General features: G+C 36.6%; 17 protein-coding genes. 1 reads left to right on the top strand and 16 read right to left on the bottom strand.

Annotated elements, in window-relative coordinates:
- Positions 1–91: 91 nt before the first annotated feature.
- Together ahpF and ahpC are read right to left on the bottom strand one after the other, a co-directional pair.
- Positions 92–1624 (bottom strand): alkyl hydroperoxide reductase subunit F, encoded by a 1533-nt coding sequence (gene ahpF, locus M2139_RS04395; protein ID WP_280737509.1) that lies wholly within the window; start codon positions 1622–1624, stop codon positions 92–94.
- 107 nt (positions 1625–1731) lie between these two features.
- A complete protein-coding gene (gene ahpC / locus M2139_RS04390) occupies positions 1732–2295 on the bottom strand; it encodes an alkyl hydroperoxide reductase subunit C (RefSeq protein WP_280737510.1) in 564 nt (187 codons plus the stop codon).
- A 392-nt stretch (positions 2296–2687) separates the two neighbouring features.
- Here ahpC and M2139_RS04385 point away from each other — a divergent pair, with 392 nt between their 5' ends.
- Complete coding sequence (locus tag M2139_RS04385; RefSeq protein ID WP_280737511.1) at positions 2688–4157, top strand: serine hydrolase; 1470 nt, start codon at positions 2688–2690, stop codon at positions 4155–4157.
- A 55-nt stretch (positions 4158–4212) separates the two neighbouring features.
- Here M2139_RS04385 and M2139_RS04380 read toward each other — a convergent pair whose 3' ends face one another.
- From M2139_RS04380 to M2139_RS04315, 14 genes are all read right to left on the bottom strand, one after another.
- Positions 4213–5112, bottom strand: coding sequence for a metallophosphoesterase (locus tag M2139_RS04380; protein WP_280737512.1), 900 nt, complete (start codon positions 5110–5112; stop codon positions 4213–4215).
- A 6-nt stretch (positions 5113–5118) separates the two neighbouring features.
- On the bottom strand, positions 5119–5700 hold the full coding sequence (locus M2139_RS04375) for a GNAT family N-acetyltransferase (RefSeq protein WP_280737513.1): 582 nt from the start codon (positions 5698–5700) through the stop codon (positions 5119–5121).
- 12 nt (positions 5701–5712) lie between these two features.
- Positions 5713–6849, bottom strand: a complete 1137-nt coding sequence (locus M2139_RS04370) for a cysteine desulfurase family protein (protein ID WP_280737514.1) — start codon at positions 6847–6849, stop codon at positions 5713–5715.
- 105 nt (positions 6850–6954) lie between these two features.
- Positions 6955–7212, bottom strand: a complete 258-nt coding sequence (locus tag M2139_RS04365) for a heavy metal-binding domain-containing protein (RefSeq protein ID WP_280737515.1) — start codon at positions 7210–7212, stop codon at positions 6955–6957.
- 40 nt (positions 7213–7252) lie between these two features.
- The gene (locus tag M2139_RS04360) at positions 7253–8221 is read right to left on the bottom strand and encodes a ribose-phosphate diphosphokinase (RefSeq protein WP_280737516.1); all 969 of its coding nucleotides are present in this window, start codon (positions 8219–8221) and stop codon (positions 7253–7255) included.
- A gap of 153 nt (positions 8222–8374) precedes the next feature.
- Positions 8375–9322, bottom strand: a complete 948-nt coding sequence (locus tag M2139_RS04355) for a LacI family DNA-binding transcriptional regulator (protein WP_280737517.1) — start codon at positions 9320–9322, stop codon at positions 8375–8377.
- 74 nt (positions 9323–9396) lie between these two features.
- Entirely contained in the window at positions 9397–11046 is a 1650-nt protein-coding gene (locus tag M2139_RS04350) for an alpha-glucosidase (RefSeq protein ID WP_280737518.1), read from the bottom strand.
- Positions 11047–11063: 17 nt separating this feature from the next.
- Positions 11064–11888: a carbohydrate ABC transporter permease gene (locus tag M2139_RS04345; protein ID WP_280737519.1), complete on the bottom strand. Its 825-nt coding sequence runs from the start codon at positions 11886–11888 to the stop codon at positions 11064–11066.
- The gene (locus M2139_RS04340) at positions 11888–12751 is read right to left on the bottom strand and encodes a sugar ABC transporter permease (RefSeq protein ID WP_280737520.1); all 864 of its coding nucleotides are present in this window, start codon (positions 12749–12751) and stop codon (positions 11888–11890) included. The genes M2139_RS04345 and M2139_RS04340 overlap by 1 nt, the downstream gene beginning before the upstream one ends.
- A gap of 114 nt (positions 12752–12865) precedes the next feature.
- A complete protein-coding gene (locus M2139_RS04335; RefSeq protein WP_280737521.1) occupies positions 12866–14176 on the bottom strand; it encodes an ABC transporter substrate-binding protein in 1311 nt (436 codons plus the stop codon).
- A 191-nt stretch (positions 14177–14367) separates the two neighbouring features.
- A complete protein-coding gene (locus M2139_RS04330) occupies positions 14368–15336 on the bottom strand; it encodes a siderophore ABC transporter substrate-binding protein (protein ID WP_280737522.1) in 969 nt (322 codons plus the stop codon).
- 73 nt (positions 15337–15409) lie between these two features.
- On the bottom strand, positions 15410–16168 hold the full coding sequence (locus tag M2139_RS04325; protein ID WP_280737523.1) for an ATP-binding cassette domain-containing protein: 759 nt from the start codon (positions 16166–16168) through the stop codon (positions 15410–15412).
- Positions 16165–17127: an iron chelate uptake ABC transporter family permease subunit gene (locus tag M2139_RS04320; RefSeq protein WP_280737524.1), complete on the bottom strand. Its 963-nt coding sequence runs from the start codon at positions 17125–17127 to the stop codon at positions 16165–16167. Before M2139_RS04320 ends, M2139_RS04325 begins: the two co-directional genes overlap by 4 nt.
- On the bottom strand, positions 17124–18071 hold the full coding sequence (locus tag M2139_RS04315) for an iron chelate uptake ABC transporter family permease subunit (RefSeq protein ID WP_280737525.1): 948 nt from the start codon (positions 18069–18071) through the stop codon (positions 17124–17126). The genes M2139_RS04320 and M2139_RS04315 overlap by 4 nt, the downstream gene beginning before the upstream one ends.
- Positions 18072–18206 lie beyond the last annotated feature (135 nt).

Genomic DNA, 18206 nt, shown 5'->3' with positions numbered 1-18206 from the left:
AATCTTAATAGATGATAAGAAAAGCGAAGCAAACAAAAAAATCATATGAAGCCAACTTTAAAAGTTCCCTTCATATGATATCAGTCATGAATTATTTATTTCTAATCAAGTAATCGAAAGCACCTAAAGCTGCAGTCGCCCCTGAACCCATAGAGATAATAATTTGTTTATAAGCACTATCGGTACAATCCCCTGCCGCAAAAACGCCTGGAAGACTTGTTTCACCATGTTTGTTGACGACAAGTTCACCCATGCGAGTTTTCTCTAAAGTATCGCCTAACCAAGCTGTATTTGGTACTAAACCAATTTGAATAAAGACACCGGCTAAATCAATATGGGTTTCTTGATTGGTTTCCCGGTCAATATAGGTTAAGCCATTTACTTTAGTATCACCTGTGATTTCTTTTGTTTGAACATTTTTTAACACGGTAACATTTGGTAAAGCCGCAACGCGTTCTTGTAATACTTGATCGGCTTTTAATTCTGGTAAAAATTCTAAAACCGTTACGTGTTTCACAATACCAGCTAAATCAATTGCTGCTTCAATCCCAGAGTTTCCGCCACCGACAACCGCAACTTCTTTGCCAGCAAACAACGGCCCGTCACAATGGGGACAATAAGCCACACCTTTAGTTTTAAATTCTTTTTCGCCAGGTACGCCGATATCTCGCCAGCGAGCACCTAAAGCTAACACAACGGTTTTACTTTTTAGGACGCCACCATTTTCTAAAGTAGCTTCAATGAAATCTTTCTTTTCAAGGGTAACAACTTTTTGGGCTTTCATCACATCAACTGGATATTCATTGACATGCTCTTCTACAGAAGCCATAAATTTAGGGCCTTCTGTATATTTGGTACCGATAATGTTTTCAATCCCCAGCGTTTCCATCACTTGACCGCCAAAAGTTTCCGCCAGCAAACCTGTGCGAATACCTTTGCGGGCAGCGTAAATAGCCGCACTTGAACCCGCTGGTCCGCCACCGATAACTAACACATCAAAAGGTTCTTTTTCAGTAAATTCTGTTGGATCCGCAACTTCGCCAACTTTCGCTAAAATATCTTCTAAAGTAGTTCGACCACTTTCAAAGAACTCGCCATTTAAGAAAACAGCAGGAACAGCCATAATTTCGTTGGCTTCAACTTCTTCTTTAAACATCCCACCTTCAATCATGGTATGTGAGATATTAGGATTTAAAACACTCATAATATTTAAAGCTTGCACGACATCCGGACAGTTATGACAAGTTAAACTAACATAAGTTTCAAAAGCTAATTTTTTATCAATTTTTTTAATTTGCGCTACTAAGTCATTTTCAATTTTCGGTGGACGACCACTTACTTGCAGTAAAGCCAATACTAATGACGTAAATTCATGACCTAAAGGAATCCCTGCGAAAACCACGCCTGATTGTTGATTAGGTTGGGTTACTTGAAAACTTGGGGTACGTGCTAATTGCACTTCTTGCATACTAATTTTTGCTGACATGGCAGCAATTTCTGCCACAAATTCTTTCATTTTATTAGAGTTTTCGCTACTATCTAAACTTATTTCAAGAACAATATCTTGCTCTAATAATTCAAGATATTGAGCCAATTGACCTTTAATATCTGCTTCTAATGCCATATAACTACTCCTTCTTTATGAAAAATCCACGGAAATTTCCACCGTGATTACTATTTTTTTAATTAAAGGGATGGACATTTGTAAGGCCCATCCCTTTAAAATATGTTTTAGATTTTGCCGACTAAGTCTAAGCTAGGTTTAAGCGTTTCTTCGCCTTCTTTCCATTTAGCAGGGCAAACTTCCCCTGGATGATTGCGAACATATTTAGCAGCTTTAATTTTATTCACTAAAATACTAGCATCACGGCCAATGCCATCTGCGTTGATTTCAATGCTTTGAACTACGCCATCTGGGTCAATAATGAAAGTGCCACGACCAGCTAAGCCAGATTCTTCATCTAACACATCAAAGATACGTGAAATTTTTTGTGATGGATCACCAATCATAATATATTCAATTGTGCTAATTGCATCTGAATGATCATGCCAAGCTTTATGAGTGAAATGAGTATCTGTTGAAACAGAATAAACTTCAACTCCTAAATCTTTTAATGTTGCATATTGACCTTGTAAATCTTCAAGCTCAGTTGGACAAACAAAAGTAAAATCTGCTGGGTAAAAACAAACTACGTTCCATTTTCCTTTAAAATCTTCTGAACTTACCTCAATAAATTCACCGTTATGATAAGCATTTGCTGTAAAAGCTTCGACTTCTTTTCCTACTAATGACATAATAATTCCTCCAATAATTTAAATTTAATAACTCTCTGTTAATAATTATTATAAAAAACTCACCAAATGTCAATAACCATTTCTAAAAAAATGAAAATATTTCCATTGAAAACCACCCTTTTTCGTAAAAAATAATAATTCTCAGTTATTGTTAGTTAACAACAACTAATTGAGAATAAAAGATTGATTATTGAGATTCATTTTTTAAGATTTCAGTGAATTTTCTCAATTACTCTGCTTGCTTAATTTCACTTTAACACAGTCAATTCTGCAAAAAAAGAAATCTGCTTGCGGAACTTTGGGGCAATTTTTTCAATAGTATTAATTTGTCAGGCAATTTATGATAAAATGGAAGCAATAATAATTTAGCATTTGAATGAAAGGGTGTTCTTTTGAAAAAGATACAAGGATTTTTCTCAATTATTATCTTAACCAGTTTTCTATTTGGCTTCGGCTCTTTCGTTGACGCTGAAGATGATATTATGAAAATTACTCAGGATGCTGGCTATACTGACGTCCTAGAAATTAATAAACCGCAATCTTCTATTATTATTGATGGCAACAATGGCCAAATCCTTTGGGCGCAAGAACCTGATATGCCCCGAGATCCAGCTAGTATCTCAAAAATGATGACTGTTTTTCTACTATTTGAAGATATTGCTGCAGGTAAATTATCTTTAGATACAACTATTACCGCTTCAGAAACTGATGAAGCGATTGCTGATATTTATGAAATTAGTAATAATAATATCGTCAATGGTGTTGAATACCCGGTTCATGAGTTATTAACGATGATTGTGGTGCCTTCTTCAAATGCCGCAACTGTGATGATTGCCAATTATTTATCAGAAAACGATGCAACTGGTTTTGTCCGTCGTATGAATGAAAAAGCGGTAGAGTTAGGAATGTTAAATACTTATTTCAACAATTGTAGTGGTGCTTCTGCTGATAATTTTGCAGATTATTATAACCCTGATGGCTATGATATCCATGCCACTAACCAATCGACTGCTCGTGACTTAGCAACCATGACTTTTCATTTAATTAATCGTTATCCGCAAATTTTAGATTTTACTAGTAAACCAGAAGTTACCGTGATGGCAGGAACACCTTATGAAGAGCATTTTGAAACTTATAACTATTCATTACCTGGTGCTGCTTACGGAATCGAAGGTGTAGATGGTCTAAAAACTGGTTCTAGCTCAGCGGCTGCCTTTAACTACATCGCTACAGCCAAACGTGGTGAAACCCGTTTGATTGAAGTTATTTTAGGGGTAGGTGATTGGTCAGATCAACAAGGAGAATATTATCGGCATCCTTTTGGCAATGCTTTATTAGAAAAAGTATTTGCCGAGTATGAGTTTCAAGAAATTTTACCTGTGGGTGAACATAAAATTGCTGATGAAACAATTTATTTAGATCAACCTTTTTCTGCTGTTGTAAAAAAAGATGCTAAGCCTGAGTTGGCTTTAAAAGATGGTCAAGTGGTTTTAGCGAATTCACCAGAAATTGTCGCTGGAACAATTGAACCAGCTGCTTTAGCTTATCATAAATCCGAAGTGGCAGCACAAGTTGCTAATAATCCTGAAATGGCAAACGATCCAAGATATCGTTTGCTGAATACTTTTACTAGCGTTAAAGAGTTCTGCAAAAAGAATCTTATTGGGATTATTTTCCTAATTATCGGCATCGTTTTGGCACTAGCTTCCTTAGCATTTCCTAGCAAAGAGCATAAAAAGACTGCCTCACTAAGAGATGAGCGACGAGAATCAGTCTCTATCAAACCTATTTTGTTAGGTTTAGCTGGTATTTTTTCAGTCGGTGGAGTTGTTTTAATCCTGCTGGCAACTTTCTTATTTTAATAAAAAAATAGCGAATCCCCCCAATTTTAAAACTTGGCGGTATTCGCTATTTTTATTAATACTCAATCAAAGTCATACCTTGGGCAAACTCAGCTTTCAAATGTTTTTTCCGATAAGTTTGAAACGCGGCTTGATTATTTTTTAAAATCGTCCGAATTTTTAACGGATTATATTTTTCAACTAAATGATTTTTTAATACAAAATCTCGCGTTAATTGCCATTCATAATAATAACCAAAAGGCCGACAACTATAACGGGTACCGTGAATCAGTTTATCTTCAAAACGGCGATGAGTGTGCCCGAAAATGACTTGTTGTACATGATTGAATTGATCTAGCACAGCCCCTAATTTTTCAGAACCTAAAAAAGCATTTAACTGATTCCAGCGCTGATATTTCCCCGTTTGATAAACAATAAATTCTTTTTTCGGTACAAAATGGGTGGCTAAAATCACTTGTTTTTTAGCAGCGGCTAATTTCGTTAAATTAACCGTTAACTCTGCCAAAATTCTTGCTTCCACTTGCGGATCACTGCCACTTCGTTGAATCGAGCGATCATACCAATATACATTTTTAGTTCGCAAAATTTTAGCAGGATCTTTTTCAAGCGCGAAACTATAATCGTACCAGCCGTTGATTGACAGCAACACTTGCTTTTCATTTAGCGGTAACCAGCGTTGATTCAAAAAGTTAGCATCAGCAAAACCTTCAATCTCTTCCTCACCAGCTAAACTAGGCATTTCGTGATTCCCAAAATTGTAAGTCACCGTAAAAGCTTGTTGCTCCAAAAACATCACGATTTCCAATAATTGCTGCAAATGATTGGCGGTATCGCCAGCTAAATGCACATGAGTAACCGCCTGATCCTGTAAAACTTCCACCAACAATAATAATTCAGCTTCTTGTAGCTGATTAATATCAGCATGCAAATCACTAATAATCGCTAACTTCCTCATTACTTGCTAAACCTCATTTTTTTGATTGATTTGCCACATTGCTTGTGTGATTCCCCATTGAATCAAGGTGATTTTTTCACCTTTCAAAATTTTGGCATCCACTATTCGGCCTTCTTGCAACATCCCTAATTTCTTCATTACGCCGCCAGAATTAGGATTTTTTTCATTATAAACTGCAAAAATTCGTAATAAATTTAGTTTCCCAAAACCGAAATCAATCAGCACCTTAGCTGCTTCGGTGGTAATTCCTTGACGCCAATAATTTCGATGTAAGGCGTAACCGATTTCCGCAACTTGATTATTTTCATCAACCCGTAAATCAATCGTCCCCACCATTTTCCCAGAAGCTTTTAACGTAATTGCAAATTTGCCAAAAGATTCCTTCATAAAATAATTGGCAATCACTGAACGTGTCGTGTTAACGTCGGCATGAGGTTCATAGGAAACATAGCGGGCCACTTCAACATCACCAGCAAAAGCAAACATCTCATCCGCATCTGCTAAAGTTAAAGGCCGAAGTATTAATCTTGCCGTTTCCAACTGTTGATTTTCTGCAAAAATCAAGCCATAATCAATTTTTTCCGCCATTACCAACACTCCTTATTTTTGTAAAATTTGTAGCAAGCTTGCTATAAAGCTATCAATTTCAGCAGCTGTGTTCTCGTAACCAAAACTAATCCGCACAGATTCTTTAGCCGCCGCTGCATCGTTAGGATACATAGCTGTAATCACGTGAGAGGGCTCCACTGCCCCCGCTGTACAAGCAGAGCCTGTGGAAACCGCAATCCCTTGCAAATCCAGTTTCATCAGCAATAAATCATTGCGCTGCCCATTAAAGCGCAAATTTAAAATATGGGACGATTTAGTCGTTAAATCCCCATTAACCTGATAAGCTACCTGCGCTTCGTCTAAAGCTTGTAAAATTGCTGTTTGAAATTGTAAATGATTAGCAGCTCGATCTGCTTTTTCGGCTTTAGTTAAAATCGTCACCGCTTGACCTAAGCCAGCAATGCCAATTAGATTTTCGGTTCCCGGACGTCTTTTTTCTTCTTGTTGACCGCCGTGAAATAAAGTCGGCAATTGAACATAATCAGCTTTATATAAAAATCCCACACCTTTGGGGCCATTAATTTTATGAGCTGAGGCACTTAATAAATCAATCCCCAATTCTTGTGGAACAATCTCTTGTAAGCCATACGCTTGCACCGCGTCGGTATGAAAATAAGCCGAATGCTCTTTTAAACGCGCCCCAATTTCTTTAATCGGCAAATAATTACCGGTTTCATTGTTGACAAACATTATCGAAACAAGAATCGTATCCGCCCGCAAAGCTGCTTCAAAGTTTGCTAATTCCAGCTGACCTTGTTGATTAACTGGTAAATAGGTTACTTCAAAACCTTGCGTTTCTAAAAAATTCATCGTATTTAAAACTGCATGATGTTCAATCGCAGTCGTAATAATATGTTTGCCTTCCTGTTTTCGCGACTGAGCCACCCCTAAAATTGCGGTATTCGCCCCTTCTGTACCACCACTGTTAAAAATTATTTCGTGAGTTTTCGCTTGTAAAGAATCCGCTACAACTTTACGAGCAGCGGTTAATTTCTCTTGGGCTTTTCTGCCAAAATGATGCACACTTGAAGGATTCCCAAAATTGCCTGTCATCAATTGGTTCATTTCAGCAATTACTTCTGGATGTAAGGGTGTTGTTGCTGCATGGTCTAAATATATTGACTGCATAGCTGCCAGTCCTTTCTGAAATCAAAGTTTATAGGTGCTATTTTAGCACAGACAAAGAGGGAAAGAAACTCAAGGCTACTTGAGCTGCTTTCCCTCACTAATTTTTTATTCATCTTCCAAAATAACTGCAGTTCCCATAACAAAAGGACGTGTGCGATCACCTAAACTAAAAGAAATTCCTAAAATCCCATTAGCTCCTAAGGTTTTTGCAGCTTTTTCCATATCCTTGATAGCCAATTTAAAATATGCTTCAGAGTAACTTCCGGTGCGCACTAAGCTGATTGAATCATCATAACCCGTAACAATCCCTAATTGCTGAACCACTTTCTTACCTGGGTAACTATCCAAAGTTGAAGTAATCATCTTTTAACCAACTTTCTGAATATTTTTAGCTATTAATAATTTAATTTGGTCGTTCGGCAACAAACAACGGACTGACTGGTCGTTCTTCGTGAATCCGTTTCATGGCTTCACCCATTAATTCGGAACAAGTAATAATCGTTAAATTATCTGGTCGTCCTTCAGCAGGGGTTTCTACAGAATCCGTAATACAAATATCTTTAATTTTTGATTGCTCTAAAATTTCTTTGGCAGGTGGAATTAACAAACCGTGAGAAGCGCAGGCATAAATTTCTTTGGCCCCAGCTGCTGCTAAAATTTCGGCAGCATTCGCTAAAGTCTGGCCGGTTGTTAAAATATCATCAATCATGATACAGGTTTTCCCTTTAACATCGCCAATCACATAGCCATTTTCAGCGCCATCAACATCAACTTGTTCAACAATTGATAAAGTCGCATCTAAATATTCAGCTAAGCCGCGAGCGCGTTTTACGCCACTATTTTTTGGAGAAACAACGACAAAATCATCGCCTGTCATTCCTTTATCCCAATAATAACGGACAAATAATGGTAAAGTATATAAATTATCAGCTGGGATATCAAAGAATCCTTGCACCTGCACAGTATGCAAATCTAGCGTTAAAACTCTAGTAGCACCGGCTTCTTCCAACATATTAGCAATTAATTTAGCGGTAATCGGTTCATGGGGATTTGCGGTCCGATCTTGACGAGCATAGCCATAGTAAGGTAAAACAATATTAATCGTTTTAGCGCTGGCGCGTTTTAAAGCATCAATCATAATCATTAATTCCATGTAATGATCGTTAACTGGTGCATTCGTGGATTGAATCACGAAGACATCATCTCCCCGCACACTTTCCTCAATATTAATGGCAATTTCCCCATCACTAAAATGTTTTACATGACATTTCCCTAATTCTGTACCAAAAACTTTAGCAATTTTTTCAGCTAATGGTTGATTGGCATTTAAGCTAAAAATCTTGAGTGTCCCATCATGGGCTGTCTTTTCCATAATTTCCTCCAAAAGTAAGATTCCTTTTTATTTTAACACAGTTTGTCAGGAAAATAATTGAAAATTCAGGAAAGCATAAAAATTTATTGCTTTATTTTTTGAAAAAAAGCAAAGTATTCCATTAAATTTATGGCTTTACTTTGCTTTTTATAGTTATTTAGTTGATTCCCGCATAATTAATTCTGGTAAAAAACGGCGGTAGCCTTGGCTCTTGCCTTCTTCTTCAATCTTCTTCGTTAACATTTCACCACAAACTTCACCCATTTTAATAATCGCTTGTTTGGCTGTGGTTAATTTTGGCGAACCAATTTGATCAAGAAAAACACCGTCAAAACCAATGATGCCAAAATCCTCTGGCACCTTTCCGCCACAGTTAATAATTCCCCGTTCAATCCCAATCGCTAAACGATCGGAACTACAAATAAAACAAGTATTTTTAGGGAAATCTTCCCAATAAGTTTCGATAAATAATTTGGCTAAAGTAGAGCGATTATTAAAGCGCTCAATTCTGGCAGGCAGACCTTGCTGCTCCATCACTGCTAAATAACCAGATTCTCGTGAGCGCTCAAAAGGCTCATCAACATCAATCCCAATATAAATAATTGAATCATAGCCTCTTTCCAGCGCATACTTGGTGGTCATCGTGGTACCGTAGTAATTATCGCTATCTACAAAATCAATATTATATTTATTTTCACCAAATAAAACAACTGGTTTTTCCAAGCTATTAATCCATTGAAAATCGTCATCACGAAAGCCAGTTATGATATAGCCATCACAAGTCCCGGTATCAAATCCGCCTTTAGTAACTAGCTGCAAGGAATAATGTTCCTCCCCTACTGCTTTAGCAATTCCCATTAATAAATTCATGTAATAAGGTTCAGTCGTGTCAATTTCTTCCAAAATGAAAAGCTTAATGATTTGTGAGCGATTTTTCGCTAAAGCTTTGGCGGCAATATTGGGATGATAATCCAACTCGGCCATCGCTTTAAAAACTAATTCTTTCAGCTCATCAGTTACTTTTTCTGGATGATTAATCACCCGCGATGCCGTCATTTTTGAAACATTTGCCAACTTCGCTACATCAGAAAGTGTCGCCACAACCTCACCTCATTTCATTTTTCACTATTTTTATTATACAGGAAAAAGCTTTTTACTCCAAAAATTTAAGCGAGCTACGATTTTATTTTCTTATAATAGACATTTGCTTCAAATGGTCGTAGTTCTCCTTTATTAGTTGATTCTTCAGGATAACTACTCAACAATCGCTGCCAATTATTAGTCGCTATTTCACTTGCCAGTGAAAAATCAGCGGGCATTTTAGATAAATTACTAACAATCAGAAATTCTGCGGTTTCAGAAATTCTTTTGTAAGCAAAAATTTGTTGATTCTCTGCTAAAATTTCTTGATAAGTACCATAAATCAAAGTTTCATGCTGCTTTCTTAATTGAATCAACTTTTTATAAAAATGATAGACTGAATTTTCATCTGCCATTTCCTTTGCAACATTGATATTTTCTTTATTAGGATTGACTTTTAACCAAGGTGTCCCTTCAGAAAAACCAGCAAACTCGTCATTGCTCCATTGCATCGGCGTCCGAGCGTTATCCCGCGTGGTTTCCGCTACAATCTCTAACGCTTCTGCTGCCGAAGTTCCTTTAGCTAATAATTCTTGATAAAGATTTTTGGAATCTACCACATCAATCTCGGAAATATCATTGAAAGCCATGTTAGTCATGCCTAATTCCTGACCTTGATAAATAAAAGGTGTCCCTTGTAGCAACATATAACTAATCGCTAAAGCTTTCGCTGAAATTTCTCGATAGGCACTGGTATCATCACCCGCCACTGAAACAGAGCGGGGAATATCATGATTTTCCATATATAAAGCATTCCAGCCTTTTCCATCTAAGGATTGTTGCCAACGAGAAAGAGCCGATTTAAAAGCCGGCACATCAAAGCCCTCGTCTTTTGATTGACGCCACAAACGAATATGTTCAAATTCAAAAATCATATTAAAATAGCCGTCATCACCAGCCCATAAAATTCCTTCATCAGCACTGACTCCATTGGCTTCTCCAACAGTCATGATTTCATATTCAGCAAAAACTTGTTGCAATTCTTTCAGATAGCTATCAATCCCAGTAATATTTTGATAGCGCTGAGAAGGATTTTCAGAATCGGCTGGCAAATCGAAGGGTTCCTTTTTAATATGCGAAATGGCATCCACTCTAAAGCCATCAATTCCTTTATCAAGCCACCAACGAATCATATCAAAAATTTCTTGTTTCAAAGCTGGCGACTCCCAATTTAAATCGGGTTGTTCCTTGGCGAATGCGTGAAAATAATATTCGTTAGTTTGTTGATCGAACTCCCAAACGGAACCACCAAAGATTGATTGCCAATTATTCGGTAAAGCTCCCTCCACACCTTCACGCCAAATATAATAATCGCGATAAGGATTATCCATACTTTTTTTCGCTTCTTGAAACCAATAATGCTGATCTGAAGTATGATTAATTACTAAATCCATAATCACTTTTAAACCGTGATTATGCGCTTCTGCTAAAAGTAAATCAAAATCCGCCATCGTCCCAAATTCTGGCTGAATTTTTTGATAGTCACTAATATCATAGCCATTATCAACATTAGGGGATTGATAAATCGGATTCAACCATAAAAAATCAACGCCTAATTCTTTTAAATAGGGAATCTTTTCACGAATCCCATTAATATCACCAATACCATCTTGATTGCTATCTTTAAAACTTCTCGGATAAATTTGATAGCCAATTTCTTCTTTCCACCATACACGTTTCATCATCTAAACCTCCAACATCCTTATTTCACTGCGCCATCAGCCACACCTTTGATAATTTGTTTTTGCATGACAAAATAGAAAATAATTACTGGTAAAACCGCAATTACTAAACCGGCTAAAGCCAAATGCCATTGTTTGGTGTATTGACCAAAGAAGAAAAACATTTTCAAAGGAATCGTTTGCGTGGTTGGTGAATTAATTACCAATGATGGCAATAAATAATCATTCCAAATCCACATGGTATTTAAAACCATCACGGTCACCGTTGTCGGTTTTAGCATCGGGAAAATCACATGCCAGAAAACTTGAAAACGATTGGCGCCATCAATAATTGCTGCTTCATCTAAAGCTTTAGGAATACTTTTTAACGCCCCATGATAAAGGAAAATCGACATACTTCCACCAAAACCTAAATACATGAAAATAATCCCTGCTTGATTTAACAATTGGGCTTTACCAAATAAAGAAACCAAAGGCAACATCACTGATTGAAAAGGCACTAACATTGCTGCCACAAAAATCATAAAAATAATCGTACTGATTTTTGTTTTGTTGCGCTCTAATGCATAGGCACATAAGGCAGAGAAAATCACAATCACTACCACGCTAATAATCGTAATCACCAAAGAATTCATTAAGGTTTTAATAAAATCCAGCTGACTAAAAGCTTCTGGATAATTTCCCCAAGTAAAATCTTTAGGAATCCCTAATGGGTTAGTAAAAATTTCTTGTTTTGATTTAAAAGAGTTGCTAATCATTAAATAAAAAGGAATCAGCCAAACTAGACCTAATAAAAGCCCCAGCAAGCTTCGAATTAACTGGCTTTTCGCTTTCGTTTGTTTCATTATGCTTCAACCTCTTTTCTTTTCGTCAAATAAACTTGCGTTAATGAAATGGCAGCAACAATAACAAAGAATACCACTGCTTTTGCTTGTGCATAACCCATTTTATTTTCTCCAAAGGCTGTATTATAAATATTCATAGCTACCATTTGAGTAGAGTTATATGGTCCACCATTTGTTAATGATAAGTTTTGATCATATAATTTGAAGCTATTTGATAAAGTCATAAATAAACTAACTGTGAAACCAGGCATAATTAAAGGCAATTTAATATTCCAAAATTTTTGCCAAGTGCTTGCGCCATCTAAATCAGCTGCTTCTAATAGAGATTCATCAACACTTTGTAAATAAGAGATATAAATTACCATAATATAACCCGACATCTGCCAACACATGACGATAATTAGCGCCCAAAAACCTGTTTGAGTAGTTGAAAGCCATGTTTTTAAGCCTTGATTACCGATAACATCGCCAATCGCACTAAATGCATTAATAAAAATAAATTGCCAAATAAACCCTAAAATAAGTCCACCAATTAAATTGGGCATGAAAAATATCGTTCTTAAAAAATTAGCCCCTTTAAATTTACTCGTAACTAACATCGCTAAGCCTAAACCAATAATATTGGTTAAAATAATCGAAATAACCGCAAATTTCACTGTAAAAATCATCGCTGACCAAAAATTTTTATCAGAAAATAGTTGAATATAATTATCTAAGCCAACAAAAGTTTCTTTTGAAACGCCATTCCACTGTGAAAAAGAGTAATAAATCCCATAGATAAACGGAACGATGACGACTGCAATCAAAGCCAAAGTAACTGGCGCCGCAAATATATAAAACCAGCTTTTCTTCTGTTTTACCATTACTGTTCTCTCCCTATCTTTACTTTTATTAAGCTAGCTACAAGAGCTATCTCTTTTTGGTTTAAATACAGTTGGGGCAAAAGTTTAGTCGCCTTTTGCCCCAAATTTTTCAAATTATTTTCTTTCTTCAGCCCATTTTTTCTGAACGGTACTGATAACTTCTTCCCAAGAAGCATCGCCTGCTACATATTTTTGAATTTCCGCTCCTAAAGATTGTTCTCCCCAGCCAGCTGGATAACCCATGAAGACCCAACCAGTTGTATTGCCTTCAGTGTAGTAAGTATAGACATCTTTAGATAAAGGATCTGAAATTTTATCCGTATCATAACCTTGATAAGCAGGAACAAATTTGAAATCTTCTAAAACGATTTGTTTGCCTTCTTCTGAAGTGTATAAATAATCTAAGAAATCTTTTGCAGCTTGAATTTCTTCTTCTGATCCGTTGCTGTTAACGCCCCAGTACATTGGCACACCAACCGGTATTTTGCCTTCAACTACGCCGTCAATCGGAATTGGCAATAAACCAATTTTTTCATTAGCTAACGTTTCATCAATTCCTTCAATGGTTGGATAAACCCAATTTCCTTGTTGGGTCATGGCTACTTTGCCGTTAGCAAATAGCTGTTCAATTTGTTGTGAATAATCTAAACTATTCGCTGGTTGCACAGAGTATTTATTCATCCAGTCAATATATTTTTTGAAGGCATCGCCATATTCAAAAGCTACTTCTTTTGATTCAAAAGCCTGCATTACATCATTATTAAACTCAGCATTTAAAAAGGCGTTAGCAGAGTGTAAACCAGTAATCCATTGTTCTTTGGCTGCTAAAGCAAAAGGTGCTTCAATTCCTAACTCAGCTTTTTGTTTCTCTAATGTTTCCGCTGCTTTTTCTAAATCAGCTAAAGTAGTAATTGTAGTTGCATCGATTCCCGCTTCTTCAAAAATTTCTTTGTTATATAAAATCCCGTAGCCTTCAATATTATAAGGTAGGCCTAAAACTTTATCGTCTTTGGTTGCACCGGTTAAAGTGCCATCCAAAGCTTGCTTAGCGGCTTCCGTATCACTTAAATCAGTTAAACTATCCAGCCACATATTTACGTCTTCTGGACCACCAATATTAAAGATATTTGGTTCATTACCTGAAGAAAACTTCGATTTTAAAGCTGCACCATAATCCGAGCCACCACCAACAGTTTCAATATTAATTTTAATATCTGGATTTTCTTCTTCATACTTTTTGGCTAAAGCCTCAAACTGATCTTTAAATTCTACCTTAAACTGAAAAATACTAATTTCTGTTTTACCAGCTGCATCTCCATCAGAACCTTTACTAGTTTCACCGACATTGCCACAAGCCGCTAAACTAGCGACTGCTCCTAAAGTAACAAAAGCTAAACTGATCTTTTTCAAAAAAATGTTTGTCATTTTGCTGACCCCCTATTTCATTTCATAGCCTTATTATGCTACCCTAAACCCTTTAAAGCAAACGGTTTCTTCGTGTTACCGATAACAGAATTTTATTGCTATCATTAGCTTTTCAAAAAGAAAAAAGCAATCAAGGAACATTTCTGAATCGTCCCTTGATTGCTTAATAAAATTTCTTATTTAGTTCTGATTTATTTTAAAGCTTGTTGTACATCGTTTATCATTAATTCAACCGACTTCAAGCCACCACCACTTAAATACCATACATCTGGTGTAAGTGTGTAGACTTTTCCATTTTTACCCGCATTGGTTTCTTTAACTAATTCATTGTCAGCAACTTGATTCTCAGTTGTATCGCCACCAATTGCTTGCGTACGGTCAACTACAAACAAAATATCCGGATTCATTTCTAAAACATATTCATAAGAAACGTTTTGACCATGAGTTGAAGCTTCAATATTTTCATCAGCTAAAGCAAAACCAAAGACATCATGCACAATCCCAAAACGTGAACCAGAGCCATAAGCTGATAACTCCCCTTCGTTGACTAAAGTTACTAAAGCTTTTTCGCCTGATTCAGTGGCTTGCGCTTTAACATCAGCAATTTTTGTTTCTAAATCAGCCAAAGCTTTTTCTGCTTCGGTTGTCTTATCAAAAATTGTTGCTAATGTTTCAACGTTGTTTTCGATTGAATTCCAAGTATCTGCATTATCGACACCTAAAAAGATAGTTGGCGCAATCGCTGATAGTTCTTCTTTATAATCTCCTTGACGACCAGAAATAATAATTAAATCGGGCTCCATTGCATTGATTTTTTCCATATCAGGCTCTTTAATGCCCCCAGCTGATTCAACATCACGGTATTCTGCTAAATATTCTGGTAAATTATCCACTGCAGCACCTACTACTGAATCTCCCACACCTAAAACATCCAGAGTATCTAGTGAACCATTATCAAAAACCACCACTTTTTCCGGATTTTTAGTTATTTCAACGCTATCGCCTTGGCTATCCGTCACTGTCACGGCGGTCACTTCCGCCACGCTTGAACTAGCTTGTGTAGAAACTGCTGTTTCAGAATCTTTTGTGTTACCTCCGCTACAACCTGCTAATGCACCTACAGCTAATAAAAGCCCTAAATTCTTAACTAATTTATTCATATCTTTCCCCATCCTAACTTTTTTTATATTTTAACTACTGAAATCAGTAGTAAATAACTTAATTTATTACTTTTTAACTAAAATACATACAGAAACGTTTGCCTTCAATTTCACAAATTTTAATCTCCATGTCATATAAGTCATTCAAAACTGCCGTTTGAATCATTTCATCTACATTTCCATGAGCGAAAACTTGCCCTTTTTTCATGGCAACAATTTCATCCGCATAACTAGCAGCAAAATTAATGTCATGCAAGACGATAATAATAGTTTTGCCCAGTTCATCAACCAACCGCCGTAATGTTTGCATCATTTGCACCGCGTAATTCATATCTAAATTATTTAAAGGCTCATCTAACAAGATATAATCGGTGTTTTGTGCTAAAACCATTGCGATATAGGCTCTTTGTAATTGGCCACCAGATAAAGTATCAATCGTTTCTTCCGCCAGCTCTAATAAACCTAAATTATTCAAGGCTTCCGTCACTAACACCTCATCTTCAGCAGTTAAGCGCCCTTTACTATAAGGAAAGCGCCCAAAATTAACTAACTCCCGCACGGTAATTTTTAAGGCAATACCGTTGCTTTGTTTTAAAATTGATAATTTTTTCGCTAACTCGTTGGCTTTCCAAGTTTTAACTTCATTATGATCTAAATAAATTTCACCGATATCTTGTGGTAACAAGCGGCTAATCATCGCTAACAGCGTACTTTTGCCAGCACCATTAGGACCAATAAAGGCGGTCAACTTTTGGGGGGTAATCGGCAAATTAATATCGGTAACGACTAATTTTTCGCCATATTTTTTTGTGACATGATGCATTTCAATCATGAAGCTTTTTTCCTTTCACGAATAATTTTAGCGACAAAATATAGTCCTCCAGAAAATTCGATGACAATACTTAAAGTCGTTCGTAAAGCAAAAACTTGCTCCACTAAAAATTGGCCCCCTACTAAAAAAATAATTCCCAGCAGTGTGGCAATTGCAAACAACCAATCATGACGATAAGTCGCCGCATATTGATAGCTAACATTCGCCACCACAAAGCCTAAAAAAGTAATCGGGCCCATCAACGCCGTCGCCGTTCCTGTTAGTAGGCTAACTGCCAATAGCAACCAAATTTGTAAGCTTGATAAATTAATCCCTAACGCCAATGCTTGATCTCGCCCTAAATGCAACACATCAAGCGTGTGGCGCTGTTTAAAGAGCAACACCACTACCAGCAAAATACTTCCTAGCGCCCACAGCAAATGATAACTATTCACATTACCGAAGCTGGCAAATAATTTTCCTTGTAATAAATCATATTCATTCGGATCCATCACCACTTGTAAAAAAGTGCTTAAACTACTAAACAACGTCCCTGAAATCATGCCCACCATTAAAAGTAAAAATAAATTATTTTGAGCTTTCGCTAACAGCCAGCGAGATAACAGTAAGCTACCGCAAGCCATCAAAATAATATTACCGAGAAACATCCCTAAACTTTCTTGCGAGAGCATTGTAACTCCGCCTACGAAAAAGAACAGCAGCGTTTGAACTAAGACATATAAAGAATCCAACCCTAAAATATTCGGGGTTAAAAAATGATTTTGCGTCAAGGTTTGAAAAGTAATCGTTGAAAAGCTACTGGCTATAGCGACTAAAATCAGTGCCACAACTTTTTTTCCGCGAAGTTTCAAAGCAAATTGCCAATTACCATAAGTGTTATAGGTTAAATAAAGAAAAATTAAGCCCGCAGCTACTACTAGTAACGGCAGAAGTTTTAACCATAAAGATGATTTTTTCATGCTTTTTTCCCCTTTGTTAAAAGTAAGATAAAAAGCAAACTACCAATGATGCCCACTACCACACTCACCGGAATTTCATAAGGAGCAATCACCAAACGAGCGATAATATCGCAGCTAAGCAAAAAAATACTGCCGGCTAGCGCCGTTAAACCTAACGTTTTCTGCATATGATCGCCGTAAAATTGCGCAATAATATTAGGAACCACCACACCTAAAAAAGTCACCGTTCCTACCATAATTAAAACAATCCCACTAGCGATAGCAATTAACAAAATGCCCAGCAGTTGAATCATGCGATAATTTAAACCTAAATTTTTAGCAAAATCTTCCCCTAAGCCGACAATTGTAAAAGCATATGCAAAGCCATAAACCGCAATAAAAACGGGAATGGTCAGATAAAGTAACTCATAATTGCCTTTCATGACGGTGGCGAAATTCCCTTGTAACCAAGCGGACATATTTTGAACCACTTGAAACTGGTAAGCAAAAAAAGTTGCGATTGAACCGATAATATTACCAAACATCACACCAACTAGCGGTAACATCATTTGATTTTTACCAGGTAAAAAACGACTCAGACCTAAAAAAGCTAACGTTCCTAAAAAAGCAAACAGAAAAGCCACCAAAGAACGCAACAGCGTCGAAGCACTAGGTAAAAAAATCATCACAAAAACAATCCCTAAGCGGGCACTTGCCATGGTTCCCGCTGTTGTTGGTGAAACAAATTTGTTTTGCGTCGAATGTTGCATCACTAAACCGCAAACGCTCATGGTTGCACCAGCTAAAACTAAACTAATCGTTCTGGGAATCCGCGTTGTAAAAAAAATCAGTCGTTGCTGCCCGACGTCATTTAATACGCCGCTAAAATCCATATCCTTAACTCCAACAAATAAAGAAATCAGAACAAGTAATATTAAAAGTATAAAAAGACCGACTTTTTTCAAAACTTTTACTCCTATCACCTTTTTGCAATTGAGAATGATTTTCATTCCAAGTGCTAGTTTATGAGAATATCACAAAAATTGCAAGTCTTTTTTTATTTTTACTAATGAATTGTGGTGCTTTTATTTATCGTCTGA

The organism is Enterococcus sp. PF1-24 (assembly GCF_029893325.1).
GTDB lineage: Bacteria > Bacillota > Bacilli > Lactobacillales > Enterococcaceae > HY326.
Note: the sequence above shows the minus strand (reverse complement) of the source record. Positions and strands in the feature narration are given on the sequence as shown.

Bases quoted from the DNA above. Each gene is read 5' to 3' on its own strand.
- ahpF (WP_280737509.1), bottom strand. From the start codon at position 1,624: ATGGCATTAGAAGCAGATATTAAAGGTCAATTGGCTCAATATCTTGAA.
- ahpC (WP_280737510.1), bottom strand. From the start codon at position 2,295: ATGTCATTAGTAGGAAAAGAAGTCGAAGCTTTTACAGCAAATGCTTAT.
- M2139_RS04380 (WP_280737512.1), bottom strand. From the start codon at position 5,112: ATGAGGAAGTTAGCGATTATTAGTGATTTGCATGCTGATATTAATCAG.
- M2139_RS04375 (WP_280737513.1), bottom strand. From the start codon at position 5,700: ATGGCGGAAAAAATTGATTATGGCTTGATTTTTGCAGAAAATCAACAG.
- M2139_RS04370 (WP_280737514.1), bottom strand. From the start codon at position 6,849: ATGCAGTCAATATATTTAGACCATGCAGCAACAACACCCTTACATCCA.
- M2139_RS04365 (WP_280737515.1), bottom strand. From the start codon at position 7,212: ATGATTACTTCAACTTTGGATAGTTACCCAGGTAAGAAAGTGGTTCAG.
- M2139_RS04360 (WP_280737516.1), bottom strand. From the start codon at position 8,221: ATGGAAAAGACAGCCCATGATGGGACACTCAAGATTTTTAGCTTAAAT.
- M2139_RS04350 (WP_280737518.1), bottom strand. From the start codon at position 11,046: ATGATGAAACGTGTATGGTGGAAAGAAGAAATTGGCTATCAAATTTAT.
- M2139_RS04345 (WP_280737519.1), bottom strand. From the start codon at position 11,888: ATGAAACAAACGAAAGCGAAAAGCCAGTTAATTCGAAGCTTGCTGGGG.
- M2139_RS04340 (WP_280737520.1), bottom strand. From the start codon at position 12,751: ATGGTAAAACAGAAGAAAAGCTGGTTTTATATATTTGCGGCGCCAGTT.
- M2139_RS04335 (WP_280737521.1), bottom strand. From the start codon at position 14,176: ATGACAAACATTTTTTTGAAAAAGATCAGTTTAGCTTTTGTTACTTTA.
- M2139_RS04330 (WP_280737522.1), bottom strand. From the start codon at position 15,336: ATGAATAAATTAGTTAAGAATTTAGGGCTTTTATTAGCTGTAGGTGCA.
- M2139_RS04325 (WP_280737523.1), bottom strand. From the start codon at position 16,168: ATGATTGAAATGCATCATGTCACAAAAAAATATGGCGAAAAATTAGTC.
- M2139_RS04320 (WP_280737524.1), bottom strand. From the start codon at position 17,127: ATGAAAAAATCATCTTTATGGTTAAAACTTCTGCCGTTACTAGTAGTA.